This is a genomic window from Citrobacter sp. Cc139, assembly GCF_030334645.1.
Taxonomy (GTDB): Bacteria; Pseudomonadota; Gammaproteobacteria; order Enterobacterales; family Enterobacteriaceae; genus Citrobacter; species Citrobacter werkmanii.
Map to the genome: position 1 here is coordinate 1 of NZ_JAOWDM010000073.1, position 17779 is coordinate 17779.

20 protein-coding genes are annotated in these 17779 nt (G+C 50.9%); 13 read left to right on the plus strand and 7 right to left on the minus strand.

All coding sequences use genetic code 11. The features are described from left to right. Positions 1-8 precede the first annotated feature (8 nt). Positions 9-1177 (minus strand): IS3 family transposase gene (locus OGV69_RS07505; RefSeq protein ID WP_114140367.1). Its coding sequence is split into 2 segments (ribosomal slippage): positions 9-928 and positions 928-1177, totalling 1170 coding nucleotides; the frame shifts between segments, so codons are not numbered across the junction. Positions 1178-1284: 107 nt separating this feature from the next. On the opposite strand from OGV69_RS07505, the gene OGV69_RS07510 reads away from it, so the two are divergent. The 5 genes from OGV69_RS07510 (at position 1285) to OGV69_RS07530 (ending at position 3295) form a co-directional block, all read left to right on the plus strand. Further along, a complete protein-coding gene (locus OGV69_RS07510; protein ID WP_286469222.1) occupies positions 1285-1503 on the plus strand; it encodes a TraR/DksA family transcriptional regulator in 219 nt (72 codons plus the stop codon). After that, positions 1503-1826, plus strand: coding sequence for a phage protein NinX family protein (locus tag OGV69_RS07515; protein ID WP_286469223.1), 324 nt, complete (start codon positions 1503-1505; stop codon positions 1824-1826). Before OGV69_RS07510 ends, OGV69_RS07515 begins: the two co-directional genes overlap by 1 nt. Next, positions 1801-2040 (plus strand): DUF4222 domain-containing protein, encoded by a 240-nt coding sequence (locus OGV69_RS07520; RefSeq protein ID WP_286469224.1) that lies wholly within the window; start codon positions 1801-1803, stop codon positions 2038-2040. The genes OGV69_RS07515 and OGV69_RS07520 overlap by 26 nt, the downstream gene beginning before the upstream one ends. A 199-nt stretch (positions 2041-2239) precedes the next feature. Beyond that, positions 2240-2944, plus strand: coding sequence for a hypothetical protein (locus OGV69_RS07525; RefSeq protein ID WP_286469225.1), 705 nt, complete (start codon positions 2240-2242; stop codon positions 2942-2944). 108 nt (positions 2945-3052) lie between these two features. Further along, positions 3053-3295 carry a hypothetical protein gene (locus OGV69_RS07530; RefSeq protein WP_085049496.1) on the plus strand — a complete coding sequence of 81 codons (243 nt, stop codon included), beginning with the start codon at positions 3053-3055 and terminating at the stop codon, positions 3293-3295. Here the strand turns inward: OGV69_RS07530 and OGV69_RS07535 are convergent. Continuing rightward, complete coding sequence (locus tag OGV69_RS07535; RefSeq protein ID WP_286469226.1) at positions 3265-4458, minus strand: tyrosine-type recombinase/integrase; 1194 nt, start codon at positions 4456-4458, stop codon at positions 3265-3267. The genes OGV69_RS07530 and OGV69_RS07535 overlap by 31 nt on opposite strands. A gap of 446 nt (positions 4459-4904) precedes the next feature. Between OGV69_RS07535 and yniD the strand changes: the two genes are divergently transcribed. Continuing rightward, positions 4905-5012 (plus strand): small membrane protein YniD, encoded by a 108-nt coding sequence (gene yniD / locus OGV69_RS07540; protein ID WP_087856702.1) that lies wholly within the window; start codon positions 4905-4907, stop codon positions 5010-5012. Positions 5013-5177: 165 nt separating this feature from the next. Here yniD and OGV69_RS07545 read toward each other — a convergent pair whose 3' ends face one another. Next, positions 5178-5936 (minus strand): DUF481 domain-containing protein, encoded by a 759-nt coding sequence (locus tag OGV69_RS07545; protein WP_038640176.1) that lies wholly within the window; start codon positions 5934-5936, stop codon positions 5178-5180. A 287-nt stretch (positions 5937-6223) separates the two neighbouring features. Here OGV69_RS07545 and pfkB point away from each other — a divergent pair, with 287 nt between their 5' ends. Together pfkB and OGV69_RS07555 are read left to right on the plus strand one after the other, a co-directional pair. Then, a complete protein-coding gene (gene pfkB, locus OGV69_RS07550) occupies positions 6224-7153 on the plus strand; it encodes a 6-phosphofructokinase II (RefSeq protein WP_061381454.1) in 930 nt (309 codons plus the stop codon). Positions 7154-7423: 270 nt separating this feature from the next. Continuing rightward, positions 7424-8284, plus strand: a complete 861-nt coding sequence (locus OGV69_RS07555; RefSeq protein WP_069324267.1) for a fructosamine kinase family protein — start codon at positions 7424-7426, stop codon at positions 8282-8284. Positions 8285-8340: 56 nt separating this feature from the next. Here the strand turns inward: OGV69_RS07555 and OGV69_RS07560 are convergent, their stop codons facing one another. Next, entirely contained in the window at positions 8341-8877 is a 537-nt protein-coding gene (locus OGV69_RS07560) for a YniB family protein (RefSeq protein WP_069324268.1), read from the minus strand. A 167-nt stretch (positions 8878-9044) separates the two neighbouring features. Here OGV69_RS07560 and hxpB point away from each other — a divergent pair, with 167 nt between their 5' ends. The 4 genes from hxpB to tcyP all read left to right on the plus strand — a co-directional run bounded on the left by hxpB (position 9045) and on the right by tcyP (position 12824). Then, the gene (hxpB, locus tag OGV69_RS07565) at positions 9045-9713 is read left to right on the plus strand and encodes a hexitol phosphatase HxpB (RefSeq protein ID WP_069324269.1); all 669 of its coding nucleotides are present in this window, start codon (positions 9045-9047) and stop codon (positions 9711-9713) included. A 139-nt stretch (positions 9714-9852) separates the two neighbouring features. After that, a complete protein-coding gene (gene kduD, locus OGV69_RS07570; protein ID WP_069324270.1) occupies positions 9853-10614 on the plus strand; it encodes a 2-dehydro-3-deoxy-D-gluconate 5-dehydrogenase KduD in 762 nt (253 codons plus the stop codon). An 83-nt stretch (positions 10615-10697) separates the two neighbouring features. Continuing rightward, positions 10698-11297, plus strand: coding sequence for a metal-dependent hydrolase (locus tag OGV69_RS07575; protein ID WP_087050648.1), 600 nt, complete (start codon positions 10698-10700; stop codon positions 11295-11297). 135 nt (positions 11298-11432) lie between these two features. After that, positions 11433-12824 (plus strand): cystine/sulfocysteine:cation symporter, encoded by a 1392-nt coding sequence (gene tcyP / locus OGV69_RS07580; RefSeq protein ID WP_006684833.1) that lies wholly within the window; start codon positions 11433-11435, stop codon positions 12822-12824. A gap of 64 nt (positions 12825-12888) precedes the next feature. Here tcyP and cedA read toward each other — a convergent pair whose 3' ends face one another. Next, entirely contained in the window at positions 12889-13152 is a 264-nt protein-coding gene (gene cedA, locus OGV69_RS07585; RefSeq protein WP_071600734.1) for a cell division activator CedA, read from the minus strand. A 192-nt stretch (positions 13153-13344) separates the two neighbouring features. On the opposite strand from cedA, the gene katE reads away from it, so the two are divergent. Continuing rightward, entirely contained in the window at positions 13345-15603 is a 2259-nt protein-coding gene (gene katE / locus OGV69_RS07590; protein ID WP_038640164.1) for a catalase HPII, read from the plus strand. A 37-nt stretch (positions 15604-15640) separates the two neighbouring features. On the opposite strand, the gene chbG is transcribed toward katE, so the two are convergent. Together chbG and OGV69_RS07600 are read right to left on the minus strand one after the other, a co-directional pair. Continuing rightward, a complete protein-coding gene (gene chbG, locus OGV69_RS07595; protein ID WP_038640162.1) occupies positions 15641-16399 on the minus strand; it encodes a chitin disaccharide deacetylase in 759 nt (252 codons plus the stop codon). Positions 16400-16411: 12 nt separating this feature from the next. After that, positions 16412-17767, minus strand: coding sequence for a 6-phospho-beta-glucosidase (locus OGV69_RS07600; protein WP_038640160.1), 1356 nt, complete (start codon positions 17765-17767; stop codon positions 16412-16414). Positions 17768-17779 lie beyond the last annotated feature (12 nt).

Here is a 17779-nt window from a genome sequence, read left to right on the forward strand (position 1 = left end):
TGTAGTGGTCAACTAAAACTGGCCACGGCTTTAGAGTTTTTCCAGTATCGGTTTTCCGATTCGTTTGGAGGTAATCCACCGTTATAGTCATGCGGCCTTAGCGAGCTGTAATACCCGACGATATAGTTTGTGATCGCATGAGCTGCTTCGCTAAAGTTTATATAGCCTGTCACTGGCACCCACTCGTTTTTCAGACTTCTGAAGAAGCGTTCCATCGGGCTGTTATCCCAGCAGTTTCCGCGTCGGCTCATACTTTGCCTGATCCGGTAACGCCACAGTAACTGCCGGAACTGCCTGCTTGTGTAGTGGCTACCCTGGTCACTGTGGAACATCACTCCCGCTGGTTTACCTCGGGTTTCCCACGCCATTTCCAGCGCTTTGATGGTTAGCTTGCTGTCCGGTGAGAATGACATTGCCCAGCCTACCGGTTTCCTGGCGAACAAATCGAGAACGACGGCGAGGTAAGCCCAGCGCCTGCCTGTCCAGATATACGTCACATCGCCGCACCATACCTGATTAGGCTCTGTCACTGCGAACTGTCGCTCAAGGTGATTTGGGATAGCGATGTGTTCATGACCACCCCGTTTATACCGGTGGGTGGGTTGCTGACAACTCACCAGTCCCAGTTCTTTCATGAGCCTGCCGGCAAGCCAGCGTCCCATTCTGAAGCCTCTCAGGGTTGCCATAATGGCGATACTTCTCGCGCCAGCAGAGCCATGGCTAATGTTATGCAGCTCCAGAACCTGACTACGTAATACAGCCCGCTTGCCGTCTGGCTTTTCGGGGCTTTTCACCCAGTATTTGTAGCTGCTGCGATGAACCCCGAACACGTGGCAGAGTGTGACCACAGGATACTGCGCTCTGAGTTTCTCGATTAACGAGAACTGTTCAGGGAGTCTGACATCAAGAGCGCGGTAGCCTTTTTTAATATGTCGTTTTCCATTTCGATGCGTTGTAGCTTTTTCTTTAGCTCACGTATTTCAATCTGTTCTGGGGTTATAGGAGAGGCTTTAGGTATTTTGCCCTGTCGTTCATCCCGTAACTGCTTTACCCATCGCGTCATGGTAGAAAGCCCCACGTCCATAGCACTGGCCGCAGCTGCAACTGTGTAGTTCTGATCAAGGACCAGTTGAGCGGATTCGCGTTTAAACTCTGCGCTGAAATTTCTTTTTTTCATTGGGACACCTGTATTGTTCTGAGATGAGCATATCACCTCTGTTCAGGTGGCCAAATTCAGTAAACCACTACAAACCGAATTAACCGACAGTTCATGGAGTATTGATTATGGCTGACATCGTCGATAACGCATCAACGCTTGAAGATTTACAGCGTGACGCGGCACTGAGCATGCACAGACTCAACCACTCAGCAGTATCAGCAACGCACTGTGAGGAATGCGGTGACAATTTGCCGGAGGCTCGCCGGAAAGCGTATCCGGGATGCACGATGTGTGTGGAGTGCCAGAGCAATATGGAATTGCGTAAGAAGATTGGGAGGATGTGATGGATTACAGCAAATTGAGTGATGCAGAAATTAACTGGAAGGTAGCTTTTCACATTGGACTGAGAACGGTAGAGAAAGCCGAAAGTGGAGATTTTAATCCATGCAGCAACCCATCGGACGCATGGCCGATTATCGTTGATAACCGAATCACCGTGATGATCGACGACACCACAAATGATTGGTCGGCCGCCTTGGTTCAGGATTTCTGCGACACCAGCGCGTTTAAGCACTCAAATTGCCACAAGAACCCACTCCGAGCGGCGATGGTCACATTTCTCATGATGCAGGAGTCAGCCAATGTTCAGAATGATTCTACCCGGTAGCTTTTATGCCGATCCCCACGGCGCACCATGCAAAATAATCCGCGCCACTCACGAAGTCATCCACTACTTCAGAAACGGTCGCACCTGCATAGCCAGCATGGGCCGCTTTCAAAACGAATTCGAGCCGCTGACCAAAGCGCAGGCAGAGCGGATCGCCGAAGAAATAGAAACAGCAGAACACTTAAAACGCCTCCGCGCTATGCGGGCGGCATAATCAAAACATAAGCCCTTCAGGGCTTTTTTTATGCCCGGAGGTTTTATGCCAGGGTTTACGAAGAATTTCATCCCTCAGAAAAATTTCAATCACCGACCGGAACGCTTCAATGTTCTGTCTTCAGGGGGGGGGCACGCAAAGTAACGCCATCATCTGCCTGATTCATGCTGGCGTACTTCCAAAGCCAGATATCATCGTTATGTCTGACACGGAACGAGAGGCTAGCAATGTTTTCGAGTATCAGAGGAAATACATTGCGCCTCTATGTGAGGAAATGGGCGTTGAATACCAGATCATCCCAAAGAGCAGGTATGCCACCTATGACTTGATCGGCAGTGATGAGGACGCTCCTCTACCGGGATATTTCATAGAGTATGAGGGGCGTGATATCCGCGGCCAGTGTTCAGGGAAGCAACCAGCATTTTGCTCCATTAAGTGGAAAACTGAAGTTATCCATCGCTATCTCAATGAGCGATATGGAGAGAAATATCTCACGGAGAGAGGAGTTGATACGTGGCTTGGAATCAGTATCGAAGAGGCTCAGAGGAGAGCGAAGTTCCCTCCTGGGAAATGGCAGCGCCGGTACCCGCTGATCGAGATGATGATGACAAAGCAGATGGCTATCCAGTGTGTCGAGGATTATGGGTTGCCTACTCCGCCAGCCTCTCTCTGCTGGATGTGCCCAAACCGAGATGACGATCTATGGCTTTTCATGAAGAACAACGTTCCTGAAGACTTCGCCAGAGCATGTGCCCATGAGAAAGAGATTCAGAAATTGTGGCCGCACCTGTGGCTGACTAAGTACGGCGTTCCGTTAGCAGATGCCCCGCTTAAACCTAGTGGCGGTAAGAATACCCAGATGGACCTGATTCAGTTCTGCGACAGCGGACAATGCTTTGTTTAACGCAACTGATAGCCAGTTATGAGCTGGCTATTGGGTGCGAATGCACTGCCACGTTATCCCCCTTTCCCCGGCCATCGTGCCGGGATTCTTTTTTGCCTGGAGAAAACCATGATCAGTACACAGATGGCAATCCCGCCAGTCATCATCAATCGCGAAACCGTTCAGCAGATGCTTGGCGGTATCTCGCGGACTACGTTTTATCGCAAGCGTATCCAGTGGGAGGCTGCCGGAACGCCATTCCCGCCAAAAGCGCCTGGCACTAACGCAGGTCGAGGCGGTGAGCAGTATCGTTACTGCGACGTGATGCGATTCATGGAGGCTCAGGGTTTAGTTGAGTCTACGCATGACTGAATATGGGCAGCAAGGATGTCTAGCGCCTCCTGCTGCTCTCTCACGTAGCTGTGCTGGTCATAAATGGCGAGAACACCTCCGAGTTTGTGACCAAGCACTTTCTCTGATATGTGTGGTGGCACGCCAAGTTCTGCCATTTTCGTCTTTGCCGTCCGGCGCAGGTCGTGAATAGACCAGTGATCGATGGTCATATCCTCACGAATCTGAATAGCAAGGTTGAGTATCACGCTTGCCGCCATTGGCCTGTCTTCTTTCTTTATCGCTGGCGGGAATACCTGCTGGAAGTTTGGGTAAAGGTCAAAAGCCTCTTTCAACAATTCGACAGCCTTAGCCGATAATCCCCTTTCAAAAGGCTCCCTTGTTTTTGAGTTTTCATCAGGGACGCGCCAAACTCTCCCCTCTAAATCAAAATCAGCCTTTTTCGCAAGGCGAAGTTCTACGCCACGGCATCCGGTTAGCAATAGTAGTTTTAAAAGCAGCTTGCTCTGGTAAGTAATAGTTGAGGCGTCAACGGCGTGCCAGAACGCTCCGATCTCCTTGTCGTTGAAATTTCTGTGTCCTTTTTTCGGATGCTTACCAACGTCAATAACACGCAAATCCCGAACAGGGTTTCTCTTAATCAATTCTGTACGTATGCAGTATGAGAAGATCGTCTTCATCCTCGACAGAAGTTCTCCGGCATACGTCTCAGCACCGTTATCCCGCATTCTTTTAAAGACAGGCTGCCAGTGAGAAATCGCCATTTCGTCTACTATCATACTCCCGACATAGGGAACCACATGACGATTAAGCGCCCTTTCCCATTCATCTCGCCTTACCAGCTTGTTGGCTCCTGCACTCACAAGCCACGCCTTGATGCAGTCGTTTACCGTTGCTGCTTTAATATTGGCTTCCAGTTCCATGCTCCTGAACGTGATCGGGTCTTTCCCGTTCGCCAGGAGCTTCTTATATTCACCAACCAGTTCTCTGGCCTCTTTCAACGACATACGGTCATACTGACCAAGCGTCATTCTCCGCGGCTTACCGTCAAAGTTATACCGGTACTGAAATGCGATTACCCCGGTTGGCGTGACACGAATCGACAGTCCGTTAGCATCGGCAATCTCCATTCTCTTCTCGATAGGCTTGCCATTCATTTTGCGAAGTTTGGTGTCAGTGAGCATGTAGTGTACATCCGCCAACTGTGTACATAGGTGTGTACATAATTTCAGTGGCACAAAGTGGAATCATGTAAAACAGAGTGAAACACTCAAAGGTGGTTTAGTCAATGTTGGCAATGGGTTGGATAGAGGTGATGAAACGGAGATAAACAGAAGGGAACGGCACTGGCGGCCTACACGTAAGAGCACATACAAAGATTCAATATTTAAAATTATCAAAAAGGTGTGGGCTGATTCCCGCTTCACTCTGCGAAATATGTCACGGGTTGCCTTGGTGGCGACGCTGGACCTACGCCCTTTTTTTGATAACACCGTTGACAGTGTACACGGTGTTACGAGCCGATCAAAGCAGCAATCAACGCGCACTGTATGATGTAAATCAATTCACTGACACCCTGACGTCTTTGTTACACTTGCCGAAAGTCATCGAATATGAGCGGGAAAGAACTATGCCAACAAATCGCTTTGCGAAGAAACACTGGAAAATAGTTGTGATTCTGCTTGTTATTTGTGCGGCCATGCTGATGCTGCGTTGGGCCGCAATGATCTGGGGTTAAATTATTGGCACCGGCAGTACGGTTCCGTTTATTTATCTATTAAATAGAATTTACCTGAAAAATAGCGCGTTATTGGTACGTGGTAAAAATAAAACGTAGAGTAAATATTAAATAAACTTAACTTTAATTGGGAAAACCGGGCCAATTATTTGACCCGGCTTGTCATTACATACGATAACCGAGCGAAACAGTCGTTCGACGATCGGTATGCTCCGGCGCCGTTGCCGGCGGTTCAGAGTTCCAGGTCACGTTGTAAGCAACCTTTAACCCGAAGTGTTCGTTGATGGCAACGTTCAAAGCCGTCTCAGAGTTGAGTGTCGTATCGTCAGCACCGAATACCGATACACCCTGAGTAAATTTGGTGTTATCCGTCATCTGCCACGCATACGCCCCGGACGCATAGCCCAACGGCTGCGTTTCGGTGGTGCCATCAGTGTGCTCGTCATAACGAACACCAGGACCGAATTCAAAACGGAAGCTGTGCACCGGCCCATTAAGGAACTGACGGCCGTAACCTGCGGTCAGTACGTCACGCTCGCGATAACCGTTGTAGCGGTCGGTCAACCAGCTTGCCTGCCCAAAGAGATAGTCATAGTCGGTCATGTTGTAACGACTACGACCCCCTACGGCATATTTCTCTGATGAACGCTCATCATTTGAGGAGGTGTTGCTGGCGTTTCCCCACAGAGACCACGCCGTGGTTTGACCATACCAGGTCATGTTGGTGTCTGCAGTTAAAGAAGAACTTTTTGTGTTGCCTGACTGGGCGAGATATCCCGCGTTCAGGTTACCTTCAAAGGGTTTTTTCGCGCTGGAAGGGTCATCCATGACAGTAAAAACGGAATCATCGGCGGCAGCATGCATTGACGCAAGCAGGCCTCCCATCAGCATGAATGCTGTGGGCACTGTCTTCAAAAGCTTCATTTATTAAGAGTCCGTACAACAAAAAAAGAGACCATAACGGTCTCGGAAACTTTCATATGGATCAATGACAAAAGACCCTTGAAAGGTAACAAATTATAAAAAGACTCGAATAACATAGCAATAAATTCTTATTTCATTTTTTGAATAAGAGCGTTCTTAAATCGATATTTTATTTATATAACTTTGACCCGATAATTTTAAATAAAGATATGAAAAATCATGTTGTTAATTACTTCACTTTCGGGATGTTAAGTGCCAAACTGAAGGCAGCCTAACAGGAGGTAAAGATGGTACGTATCTATACGTTAACACTTGCGCCCTCTCTCGATAGCGCAACAATTACTCCGCAAATCTACCCTGAGGGTAAACTTCGCTGTACCTCGCCGGTTTTTGAACCCGGTGGCGGCGGTATCAACGTCGCTCGTGCAATAGCGCATCTTGGCGGTACTGCGACGGCTATCTTCCCCGCGGGCGGGGCCACGGGTGAGCATCTTGTTGCATTGCTCGCCGACGAAAATGTTCCCGTCTCTACAGTCGAAGCCAAAGACTGGACCCGCCAAAATCTGCACGTCCACGTTGAGTCCAGCGGTGAGCAGTATCGCTTCGTTATGCCCGGGGCTGCGCTGACCGATGATGAGTTCTATCAACTTCAGGATCAGGTGCTGGAAATTGAGTCCGGCGCGCTGCTGGTGATTAGCGGCAGTTTGCCGCCTGGCGTACAACTTGAGAAGCTGACCCGACTCGTTACCTCAGCACAAAAACAGGGTATTCGCTGCATCGTCGATAGCTCAGGCGAGGCGCTAACGGCGGCGTTAGCCATCGGCAATATCGAACTGGTCAAACCCAACCTTAAAGAACTGAGCGCGCTGGTGAACCGCGAACTCACCCAACCTGATGACGTGCGTAAAGCCGCGCAGGAGATTGTGCAATCGGGTAAAGCACATCGCGTCGTGGTCTCTCTTGGGCCACAAGGGGCGCTGGGCGTTGATCGCGACACCTGCGTCCAGGTGGTTCCACCCCCGGTGAAAAGTCAAAGTACCGTAGGCGCAGGCGACAGCATGGTCGGCGCCATGACGCTTAAACTGGCTGAGAACGCACCTTTTGACGATATTGTTCGTTTCGGGGTTGCCGCCGGTAGCGCAGCAACCCTGAATCAGGGGACGCGTCTGTGCGCTTTGGACGATACGCAAAAAATATATGCATACCTTGCGCAGTAATGCCACCGTCCCCCTTCTTACCAGGAAGGGGGATTTTCCGGTAAAACTGTCGGCATGGTTGTTATACGTCTATGATAAAAAATCACGTGATTACAAAGAAGTGAATCATGTGCAAACAGACGTCTCCACAACTGTGCGAGATGAAGAAGAACGACAAACATTAAGTGCCTTTCCAGCGATGACGCGTCCGTGGTGTGCGTCAGTTCGTGTTTTTTAACCGCATTCTTGCGCTAACCTTATGATCTGGCAGACAACATGGGGAGAGACATCATGTGGCAGGCTATCAGTCGTCTTTTAAGCGAGCAATTAGGTGAAGGCGAAATCGAACTGCGTAATGAACTGCCCGGCGGAGAGATCCACGCCGCATGGCATTTACGCTATGCGGGGCGCGATTTTTTCGTCAAATGCGATGAAAGAGAGCTGTTGACCGGCTTTACGGCGGAAGCCGATCAACTGGAGCTACTTTCCCGCAGTCAAACCGTATCTGTACCGAAAGTTTGGGCGGTAGGCGCAGACAGAGATTACAGTTTCCTGGTGATGGACTTCCTCCCTCCCCGTCCGCTTGACGCGCACAATGCATTTATCCTCGGCCAACAGCTTGCGCATTTGCATGAATGGAGCGATCAGCCGCAGTTCGGACTCGACTTCGACAATGCGCTCTCGACCACGCCGCAACCCAATGCCTGGCAACGTCGCTGGTCAACTTTTTTTGCCGAGCAGCGCATTGGCTGGCAACTGGAACTCGCCGCTGAAAAAGGTATTGCGTTTGGCAATATTGACGCCATTGTCGAGCATGTTCAGCAACGCCTCTCGTCCCATCAGCCGCAGCCGTCTCTCCTGCATGGGGATTTATGGTCGGGAAACTGCGCCCTCGGCCCGAACGGTCCTTACATCTTCGACCCTGCCTGCTACTGGGGAGACAGAGAGTGCGATCTGGCAATGCTGCCGTTACATACCGAGCAACCGCCGCAAATTTATGATGGTTATCAGTCCGTCTCGCCGCTCCCCCTGGATTTTCTTGACAGACAGCCTGTCTACCAGCTCTATACGCTGCTGAATCGGGCTATTCTGTTCGGAGGGCAGCATCTGGTTGTGGCGCAGAAAGCGATGGATAGGTTACTGGCGGCTTAACAACGCGCTTATCAGGCCTGACGTTACACAATGCGGCAGGCCTGATGTTTCAACGCTTACAAAAAGCCCAGTAATGAGAAGAAGAAGTAGCCGATGACGATAACGATCACCGGCAATATATACAGCGGAAAAATTTGTAAAAAGATCGTATGGTGCGGTACCACGATACGTGATTCAATTTGTGCGCGTGATAACCCTTCACTGCCTTTGGCCTGTTCCAGAATCAGTTGATCCTCAACACCTTCGCGTAAAAAACGCGCCTGACGGCTCATTCTTGCACCTGAATCCTGCAACGCTAAGCCGACAAAAATCAGGATGAAAATCAGCCAAAAAACGAGATTGAGTCCACTTTGAAAATCGGGTGTCGGCGAGTTATACCAAAATACGTTAAGAAAGGGGGTGTTCACCCGCATCATGTCGATCATTACATGGGCAAAATCGAGCATCACCGCATTAATCCCCTCCTGCTTTTCGCTGTGCGCATACATAAACTTCAGTACAGAAACCAGTGTTGAAATCAGCGCGGGAATGAAAATCACCCATCCCACCAGCCTTTTCAAGACGGCAATGCGTCCAGCTTGTTGATACGTCATGAGTTCCCCTTGATAAAGACGTGTCATTTTGGCCTAAGTTTACCCGTTGATAACCGTTTTCGCCTGATCTTTAAAGGCGGTATAATAGAGAATTAGCCATAATGAACGCTCAGAGCCTGTTATGACTGGCTCGAAATCCCTTTTATCACCCTAAAGGAGAGGTTGTGATGTCAACCCCGCGTCAAATTCTTGCTGCAATTTTCGATATGGATGGATTACTGGTCGATTCAGAACCGCTCTGGGATCAGGCCGAACTGGATGTGATGGCAAGTTTAGGCGTTGATATCACTCGCCGCCATGAGCTTCCCGATACCCTTGGCTTACGCATCGACATGGTGGTTGATTTGTGGTTTGCGCAGCAACCGTGGAATGGCCCCACACGTCAGGAAGTGACTGAACGTATCATCACGCGGGCTATTGCGTTAGTTGAAGAAACAAGACCGCTGCTGCCTGGCGTACGTGAAGCCGTGGCGTTGTGCAAATCGCAGGGACTTTTGGTCGGGCTGGCATCCGCATCACCGTTGCATATGCTGGAAAAAGTGCTGACCATGTTTGGTTTACGCGACAGCTTCGATGCACTGGCCTCCGCGGAGAAACTGCCCTACAGCAAACCGCACCCGCAGGTGTATCTCGATTGCGCAGCGAAACTGGGCATTGATCCTTTGAGTTGCGTTGCCCTGGAAGATTCAGTCAACGGCATGATCGCCTCGAAAGCGGCTCGCATGCGCTCTATCGTGGTGCCTGCACATGAAAATCAGGACGATCCTCGCTATGTACTGGCCGACGTAAAACTGTCCTCGCTCACCGAACTTACAGCCGTTCATCTGCGCGGCTAATCCTCTCACGGGCAATGCGAATCATTGCCCGTGAGATTGTTTTTTTAAAACAGCATTTCATTTTCATTGTATTTCTGCTCAGCCTCTCCTATTCTTTCCGCATGGTAAAGTGTGAATGGAATGAATAATTGAGGTGAATATGATTCAGGATGCTTTTCGTCTCGCAGGTAAAGTTGCCATCGTCACCGGATGTGATACCGGCCTTGGACAAGGTATGGCACTGGCGCTGGCTGAAGCTGGCTGTGATGTGGTCGGAGTGAATCGTAAAACCCCGCATGATACCGCAGAGAAAATTAACGCGCTCGGTCGACGCTTTATGGCGATTCAGGCCGATCTCAGCCAACAGGACGTACTCGCCAGTATTGTGACACAAACGGTGGAGGCATTTGGTCGGATCGATATTCTGGTCAATAATGCGGGCACCATACGTCGCCAGGATGCGCTGGACTTCAGCGAAAAAGACTGGGATGACGTGATGAACCTGAATCTCAAATCCGTGTTCTTTCTGTCGCAGGCCGTGGCGCGCCAGTTTGTGGCGCAGGGAAACGGTGGGAAAATAATTAATATTGCCTCAATGCTCTCATTTCAGGGCGGGATCCGCGTTCCTTCCTATACCGCATCGAAAAGCGGTGTACTGGGTATCACCCGCCTGCTGGCTAATGAATGGGCTGCACAAGGTATTAATGTCAACGCTATTGCGCCCGGCTATATGGCGACCAATAACACGCAGCAACTACGTGAAGACAGCGAGCGCAATCAGGAGATTATCGATCGTATTCCAGCCGGACGCTGGGGAAAGCCAGACGATCTGAAAGGCCCGGTCGTTTTTCTCGCAAGTTCAGCCTCTGACTATATTCATGGTTATACGCTGGCCGTGGATGGTGGTTGGCTGGCGCGGTAATGTCGCACTTGTGACAAAGGGTTACAACGTCACCTCTTCCGCCTACTGTATAAAACCCCTATACTGTATGAATCGACAGTTTATTGGGTTTTATCATGACGGCGGAAGGCCACCTTCTTTTTTCTATTGCCTGTGCGGTATTTGCCAAAAATGCCGAGCTAACGCCCGTTCTTGCGCAGGGTGACTGGTGGCATATTGTTCCTTCAGCCATTTTGACATGTCTGCTACCGGATATCGATCATCCAAAATCTCTGCTCGGACAGCGTCTGAAGTGGATATCGAAACCCATTGCCCGCGCATTTGGCCATCGCGGGTTTACGCATAGCCTGCTGGCAGTCTTTGCCCTGCTGGCCACGTTTTACCTGAAAGTCCCTGATACCTGGATAATTCCAGCTGATGCCTTACAGGGCATGGTTCTCGGTTATCTCAGCCATATTCTGGCCGATATGCTGACCCCGGCAGGCGTTCCCCTGCTTTGGCCCTGTCGCTGGCGTTTTCGCCTGCCGATCCTTGTGCCGCAAAAAGGGAATCAACTGGAGCGATTCCTGTGTATGGCGCTGTTTGCCTGGGCGATCTGGATGCCGCAGACCGTACAAGAAAACAGCGCAGTACGCTGGTCATCGCAAATGATAAATACGCTACAAATGCAGTTTAATCGTTTCATAACGCACCAGGTTGACTAATAAATCAGCCGAAATGTCATTTTTGGCATAAACAATTCCATTTGAATATAAGAGGCATGTCACAGTTCTGCTAATCTTGCGCCAACTGAATCACCATCGTACGGTGATCCGCATAATAAGATCAGGAGAACGGGGATGAACTTTCCATTAATCGCGAACATTATCGTGTTCGTAGTGCTGCTGTTCGTGCTGGCGCAAGCCCGTCACAAACAGTGGAGTCTGGCAAAAAAAGTACTGGTCGGTCTGGTCATGGGTGTGGTGTTCGGCCTTGCGCTGCACACCATTTATGGCTCCGACAGCCAGGTTCTTAAAGATTCCGTACAGTGGTTCAACATTGTCGGCAACGGTTACGTCCAGTTGCTGCAAATGATTGTTATGCCGCTGGTCTTTGCCTCTATTCTCAGTGCCGTTGCGCGTCTGCACAACGCCTCTCAGTTAGGTAAAATTAGCTTCCTGACCATCGGCACGCTGCTGTTTACCACGCTGATTGCCGCGCTGGTAGGTGTTCTGGTGACCAACCTGTTCGGCCTGACCGCTGAAGGTCTGGTACAGGGCGGGGCTGAAACCGCACGCCTGAATGCCATTGAAACCAATTATGTTGGCAAAGTAGCCGACCTCAGCGTTCCGCAACTGGTGCTGTCGTTCATCCCGAAAAACCCGTTTGCCGATCTGACCGGAGCGAACCCGACGTCAATTATCAGCGTGGTTATCTTCGCAGCATTCCTCGGTGTAGCCGCACTGAAACTGCTGAAAGATGACGCCCCAAAAGGCGAGCGTGTTCTGGTCGCTATCGATACCCTGCAAAGCTGGGTGATGAAGCTGGTTCGTCTGGTTATGCAGTTAACGCCGTACGGTGTTCTGGCGCTGATGACTAAAGTGGTTGCAGGCTCCAACCTGCAGGACATCATCAAGCTTGGCAGCTTCGTCGTCGCTTCGTATCTCGGTCTGGGCATTATGTTTGTGGTACACGGGATCCTGCTGGGAGTTAACGGCGTTAGCCCGCTGAAATACTTCCGCAAAGTCTGGCCTGTCCTGACTTTCGCTTTCACCAGCCGTTCCAGCGCCGCGTCCATCCCGCTGAACGTTGAAGCACAAACCCGTCGTCTGGGCGTACCTGAATCCATTGCCAGTTTTGCCGCCTCTTTTGGCGCCACGATTGGTCAGAACGGCTGTGCCGGCCTGTACCCGGCCATGCTGGCGGTGATGGTCGCACCAACTGTCGGTATTAACCCGCTGGATCCCATGTGGATTGCCACGCTGGTAGGTATCGTGACCGTGAGTTCCGCAGGCGTTGCGGGTGTGGGCGGTGGCGCGACCTTTGCCGCGCTGATCGTTCTGCCTGCCATGGGTCTGCCGGTAACGCTGGTCGCGCTGCTGATCTCCGTTGAACCGCTGATTGATATGGGTCGTACGGCGCTGAACGTTAGCGGCTCCATGACTGCCGGTACGCTGACCAGCCAGTGGCTGAAGCAGACCGACAAAACGATTCTGGACAGCGATGATAACGCCGAACTGGCGCATCGCTAAGCCTGTTTGCTGATAAACAAAAAACCGCCGGCGTGTCATGCTCCGGCGGTTTTTTTATATCCAGTTAATCGCTCAGTTCATTTTCCTGGCGAATCTGATTAGCCCAGCGTTGCGCTGATTCCGGAACCGTAAATGCAGGCGAACGCTGAAACGACTCCCCCATTAAGACAAAAGCGACATATTTACCGCGCAGTATCCATACGTCACGAAACGCATCCATTTTAACCGCATGCTCTGGCGGAGCAGGCTCCACGCGGGGCACGTAGCTAATAACCGGACGATTTTGTTGGCGAAGAGGTTTCATAATCAGTTGTTTCACTAAAGACAAATTCTAAAAATCAGAAAACCGCTATCTTAGCCGATTTTCCCCTCCCGCGTCCTGCCTTGCGTGCGCGGTTTGCCTGTCTCATCGCGCTTTACTTCCCCGGTATATTCCTGCAGGGCTGAGTGAGTGGTCTATAGTTAAAGCTTTTGACAGCAACAACGACCCTTTCAGCGATGAATACAGGAGACGAGTTTAATGTCACAGAAAGATAAGCATCCGCTCCATCACACTGCGCCGGTTCATGATGCCAGCGAGTCCAAACCCGGTCTTGATTCCCTGGCGCCAGCAGACGGTTCACATCGTCCAACGCCTGAACCCACGCCTCCGGGCATGCAACCCACCACGTCCGGCAGCTTAAAAGCGCCTGACATCAGAAGTGACAAACTCAACGCGCTGGACAGTTTTCGCAAAGGAAGCGAAGAATTTGCCCTGACCACCAATCAGGGCGTACGCATTGCAGACGATCAAAACTCGCTGCGCGCCGGAAATCGCGGGCCAACATTACTGGAAGATTTTATCCTGCGAGAAAAAATCACCCATTTTGATCACGAACGTATACCAGAACGTATCGTTCACGCCCGAGGGTCTGCCGCACACGGTTACTTTCAGTCCTATACCGATTTAAGCGCAACGACAAAAGCCGATTTCTTGTCCGCAGAAAACAAGATAACTCCCGTTTTTGTCCGTTTCTCAACAGTCCAGGGCGGCGCAGGCTCAGCGGATACGGTCAGGGATATTCGGGGATTTGCGACAAAATTTTATACTGAAGAGGGCATCTTTGATCTGGTAGGGAATAATACGCCGATCTTTTTTATTCAGGATGCACATAAATTCCCGGATTTCGTCCACGCCGTAAAACCGGAGCCACATTGGGCCATCCCACAGGGCCAAAGCGCGCATGATACCTTCTGGGATTATGTCTCATTGCAGCCTGAAACCCTGCACAACGTGATGTGGGCGATGTCTGACCGGGGGATCCCGCGCAGTTATCGCACGATGGAAGGTTTTGGCATCCATACTTTTCGGCTGATTAATGCGCAGGGGAAAGCCACTTTCGTCCGCTTCCACTGGAAACCGCTGGCTGGCAAAGCTTCTTTGGTATGGGATGAAGCACAGAAACTGACGGGTCGCGATCCTGATTTCCATCGCCGCGATCTGTGGGAGGCAATTGAAGCCGGCGATTACCCGGAATACGAACTTGGCCTGCAGTTAATTCCGGAGGAAGATGAGTTTAAATTCGATTTTGACCTGCTCGACCCGACAAAACTCATCCCGGAAGAGCTGGTTCCGGTTCAGCGCGTCGGTAAAATGGTACTAAACCGCAACCCGGACAATTTCTTCGCGGAAAACGAACAGGCGGCATTTCATCCCGGTCACATCGTTCCGGGCATCGATTTTACCAATGACCCTCTGTTACAGGGCAGACTGTTCTCCTATACGGACACACAGATCAGCCGTCTGGGGGGACCCAACTTCCATGAAATCCCGATCAATCGCCCTACCTGCCCGTATCATAACTTCCAGCGCGACGGCATGCATCGCATGGATATTGATACCAATCCCGCCAACTATGAACCTAACTCCATCAATGACAACTGGCCACGAGAAACGCCGCCCGGGCCAAAACGTGGTGGATTTGAGTCGTATCAGGAGCGCATTGACGGGAATAAAATTCGTGAGCGTAGCCCCTCTTTCGGCGAATACTATGCCCACCCTCGCCTGTTCTGGCTAAGCCAGACGCCAATAGAGCAACAGCATATTATTGGCGGATTCAGTTTCGAACTCAGCAAAGTGACCCGGCCTTATATTCGCGAAAGAGTGGTCGATCATCTGGCGCATATTGATACCACTCTGGCGCAGTCCGTGGCCAGCAACCTCGGTTTTGAACTGACCGAAGAGCAAACCCAGATCTCCCCTCCACCGGACGTCAACGGGTTAACCAATGCGCCTTCGCTTAGTTTATATGCGGGATCAAAAGGTGATATCAAAGGCCGCGTGGTCGCCATTCTGCTCAATGATCAGGTAAAGGCAGACGATCTGCTCACCATTATGCAGGCCCTGCAGGCGAAAGGCGTTCATGCCAGGTTGCTCTATTCCAGAATGGGTAATGTGGTTGCCGACGATGGCTCCGTCCTGACGATCGCGGGTACCTTTGCCGGCTCGCCGTCGCTGACGGTCGATGCGGTTATCGTTCCGGGTGGGAATATCGCGGATATCGCCATGAATGGCGATGCGAAATATTACTTACTGGAAGCGTATAAGCACCTGAAACCTATCGCCCTGGCTGGAGATGCTCGCCAGCTTAAAGCTGCATTGAATATCACAAATCAGAGTGAGGAAGGCGTGGTAGAAGCGGACAGTGCAGACGCACAGTTTATGGATACCTTACTGACACTGATGACTGCGCATCGTGTCTGGTCGCGAGCCGGAAAAATCGACGCGATCCCTGCCTAAAAAAATGCGGCGCATAATTGCGCCGCAAACTCAGGAATTACACGTTCAGAAAACTGCCAAGACGATAACCGCGCTCCGCAATAGCATATTTCAGTGACGAAGACGTCAGTACGTCAAGCTCAGTTAAGCGGGGGTAACAGTAGGCACTTTGACGAATAGTGTCATCGATAAAGGCTGGATGGCACATGACTTCCAGTGAGGACTCTCCCCGGTCTGCTGAGGCATCCAGCGTTTGTAAAAACAGCGCCTCAGAAATCGCTTCGCCATAAAACTCGCTGCTGAATCCCTGGGAAGAACGCAACGTGTCGGGTAAATCAGACGACTGGCACACCGCCTGACGATCGATACGCAACGCAATCCCTCGTTCGGCTGCAAAGCTCGCGACAATGGGGAAAATCTGCGGGAACATATGCACATGGTGATGGCTATCCAGATGCGTCGGTTCCCGCCCAAACAGGTCTATAAAACGCTGATACTGCGCGGCCAGCTCTTGCGAAATTTCATCCAGCGGCAAAGCATCTTCTTCTGCCATTTGCCAGATCCATTTCCCCAGCAATCCGTCACGCGTAAGGCCTGGCATTGGCGTCAACGGTCTGCCCAGCGTCAGAACAAAGTGCATCCCGACGGCAAGTGCAGGTATGTCACGACTCAGTTGTACCGCATGGTCAATCGCCGCGCCATTTACCAACGCCGTCGTCGAGGTGACCACGCCATTGCGGCAGGCTTCAACAATGCCGTAGTTTTGGCCTTTGCTCAGGCCAAAATCATCCGCATTCACAATCAGTACGCGTTCCATAGCCGACCTCAGTTAGTGTTGTTCGCTTTTCAGTTTCTCGATGCACCCGGCGAAATTTGGCAGCCATTGTTCATGCGCCAGAATCAATTCACGCGCCAGGACTTCAGCGTCGCGGTCAGAATGCACCAGCGGGCTCAGGTTCAGCGCCAGCAGCACATCATTTAGCTCTCCGCTCAATGCCGCATTACTCGCCGCCACTTCAAAGCCTTTAATGGTATAGATAAGACCAAGGACTTTCTCATCAAAATGAGTAATACGTGGATGTGGCGTGGCGCCGTTGCGTCCCAACGTGCAGGTCATTTCTACCGCCCAGTCCGCAGGAATGTTATCGACATGCCCATGGTGCGGAATGTTGACATAATGTTCGGTCTGCTTATCGTTGTAGATAGCGTTGATCACTTCACAGGCCGCGTCGGAGTAATAAGCGCCACCGCGCTGTTCCAGCTCCTTCGGCTTAACGTTCAGCTCAGGATTTTTATAGAGATCAAAAAGTTGTTTCTCAACTTTCTGTACCACCTGAGCGCGTGCCCCGCCCTTATAGTATTCGCCCATCTCAATCGCCAGCATCTCTTTTGGCTTGAAGTAGTAGAGCAAGTAAGAGCACGGCAGTAGTTTCAGCGAACGAATCAGTCCTTCACTAAACGGCAGGTCAAAGATGTTCTTCACGGTAGATGCTTTCAACTCGCCCGATGCGACGCCGTCCAGCAGTTCATCAAAACGTGACACGCCGTTCACCAGCACATCTTTGATAAAGACCATATGGTTCAGACCGAACAGATCGATAGATAAATCATCGCTCTCTTTCAGCGCCAGCACATCGCTAATGAACATTTTCATGCCGACGGGAATATTACACACGCCGATGAATTTCTTAAAATTCGTATGGCGATAGACCGCTTCAGTCACCATCCCGGCCGGGTTAGTAAAGTTAATCACCCACGCATTCGGGCACAGTTCTTCCACATCTTTTACAATGTCAAAAATAACCGGAATGGTACGCAAACCTTTGAACAGACCGCCCGCACCGTTCGTTTCCTGTCCCAGATAACCGTGGCTCAGCGGGATACGCTCATCCTTCTCACGGGCTTTAAGTTGTCCTACACGCAGTTGGGTGGTAACGAAATCAGCATCTTTCAACGCTTCGCGGCGATCCAGCGTTTTATACAACTTCATCGGAACGCCAGCTTTGTCGATCATCCGCTGGCAAAGGTCAAAAATAATGTCCAGCTTCTCTTTACCACCCTCTACATCAACCAGCCACAATTCAGAAACCGGTAATTCATGATAGCGCTTAATAAAGCCTTCAAGTAACTCAGGGGTGTAGCTGCTCCCGCCACCGATAGTGACGACTTTTAATTTCTGGCTCATACGTTCTCCCTT

Bases quoted from the DNA above. Each gene is read 5' to 3' on its own strand.
- OGV69_RS07535 (WP_286469226.1), bottom strand. From the start codon at position 4,458: ATGCTCACTGACACCAAACTTCGCAAAATGAATGGCAAGCCTATCGAG.
- OGV69_RS07560 (WP_069324268.1), bottom strand. From the start codon at position 8,877: ATGACGTATCAACAAGCTGGACGCATTGCCGTCTTGAAAAGGCTGGTG.
- pfkB (WP_061381454.1), top strand. From the start codon at position 6,224: ATGGTACGTATCTATACGTTAACACTTGCGCCCTCTCTCGATAGCGCA.
- OGV69_RS07520 (WP_286469224.1), top strand. From the start codon at position 1,801: ATGTTCAGAATGATTCTACCCGGTAGCTTTTATGCCGATCCCCACGGC.
- katE (WP_038640164.1), top strand. From the start codon at position 13,345: ATGTCACAGAAAGATAAGCATCCGCTCCATCACACTGCGCCGGTTCAT.
- OGV69_RS07515 (WP_286469223.1), top strand. From the start codon at position 1,503: ATGGATTACAGCAAATTGAGTGATGCAGAAATTAACTGGAAGGTAGCT.
- yniD (WP_087856702.1), top strand. From the start codon at position 4,905: ATGCCAACAAATCGCTTTGCGAAGAAACACTGGAAAATAGTTGTGATT.
- chbG (WP_038640162.1), bottom strand. From the start codon at position 16,399: ATGGAACGCGTACTGATTGTGAATGCGGATGATTTTGGCCTGAGCAAA.
- OGV69_RS07510 (WP_286469222.1), top strand. From the start codon at position 1,285: ATGGCTGACATCGTCGATAACGCATCAACGCTTGAAGATTTACAGCGT.
- OGV69_RS07600 (WP_038640160.1), bottom strand. From the start codon at position 17,767: ATGAGCCAGAAATTAAAAGTCGTCACTATCGGTGGCGGGAGCAGCTAC.
- OGV69_RS07525 (WP_286469225.1), top strand. From the start codon at position 2,240: ATGTCTGACACGGAACGAGAGGCTAGCAATGTTTTCGAGTATCAGAGG.
- kduD (WP_069324270.1), top strand. From the start codon at position 9,853: ATGATTCAGGATGCTTTTCGTCTCGCAGGTAAAGTTGCCATCGTCACC.
- hxpB (WP_069324269.1), top strand. From the start codon at position 9,045: ATGTCAACCCCGCGTCAAATTCTTGCTGCAATTTTCGATATGGATGGA.
- tcyP (WP_006684833.1), top strand. From the start codon at position 11,433: ATGAACTTTCCATTAATCGCGAACATTATCGTGTTCGTAGTGCTGCTG.
- OGV69_RS07555 (WP_069324267.1), top strand. From the start codon at position 7,424: ATGTGGCAGGCTATCAGTCGTCTTTTAAGCGAGCAATTAGGTGAAGGC.
- OGV69_RS07530 (WP_085049496.1), top strand. From the start codon at position 3,053: ATGATCAGTACACAGATGGCAATCCCGCCAGTCATCATCAATCGCGAA.
- OGV69_RS07545 (WP_038640176.1), bottom strand. From the start codon at position 5,936: ATGAAGCTTTTGAAGACAGTGCCCACAGCATTCATGCTGATGGGAGGC.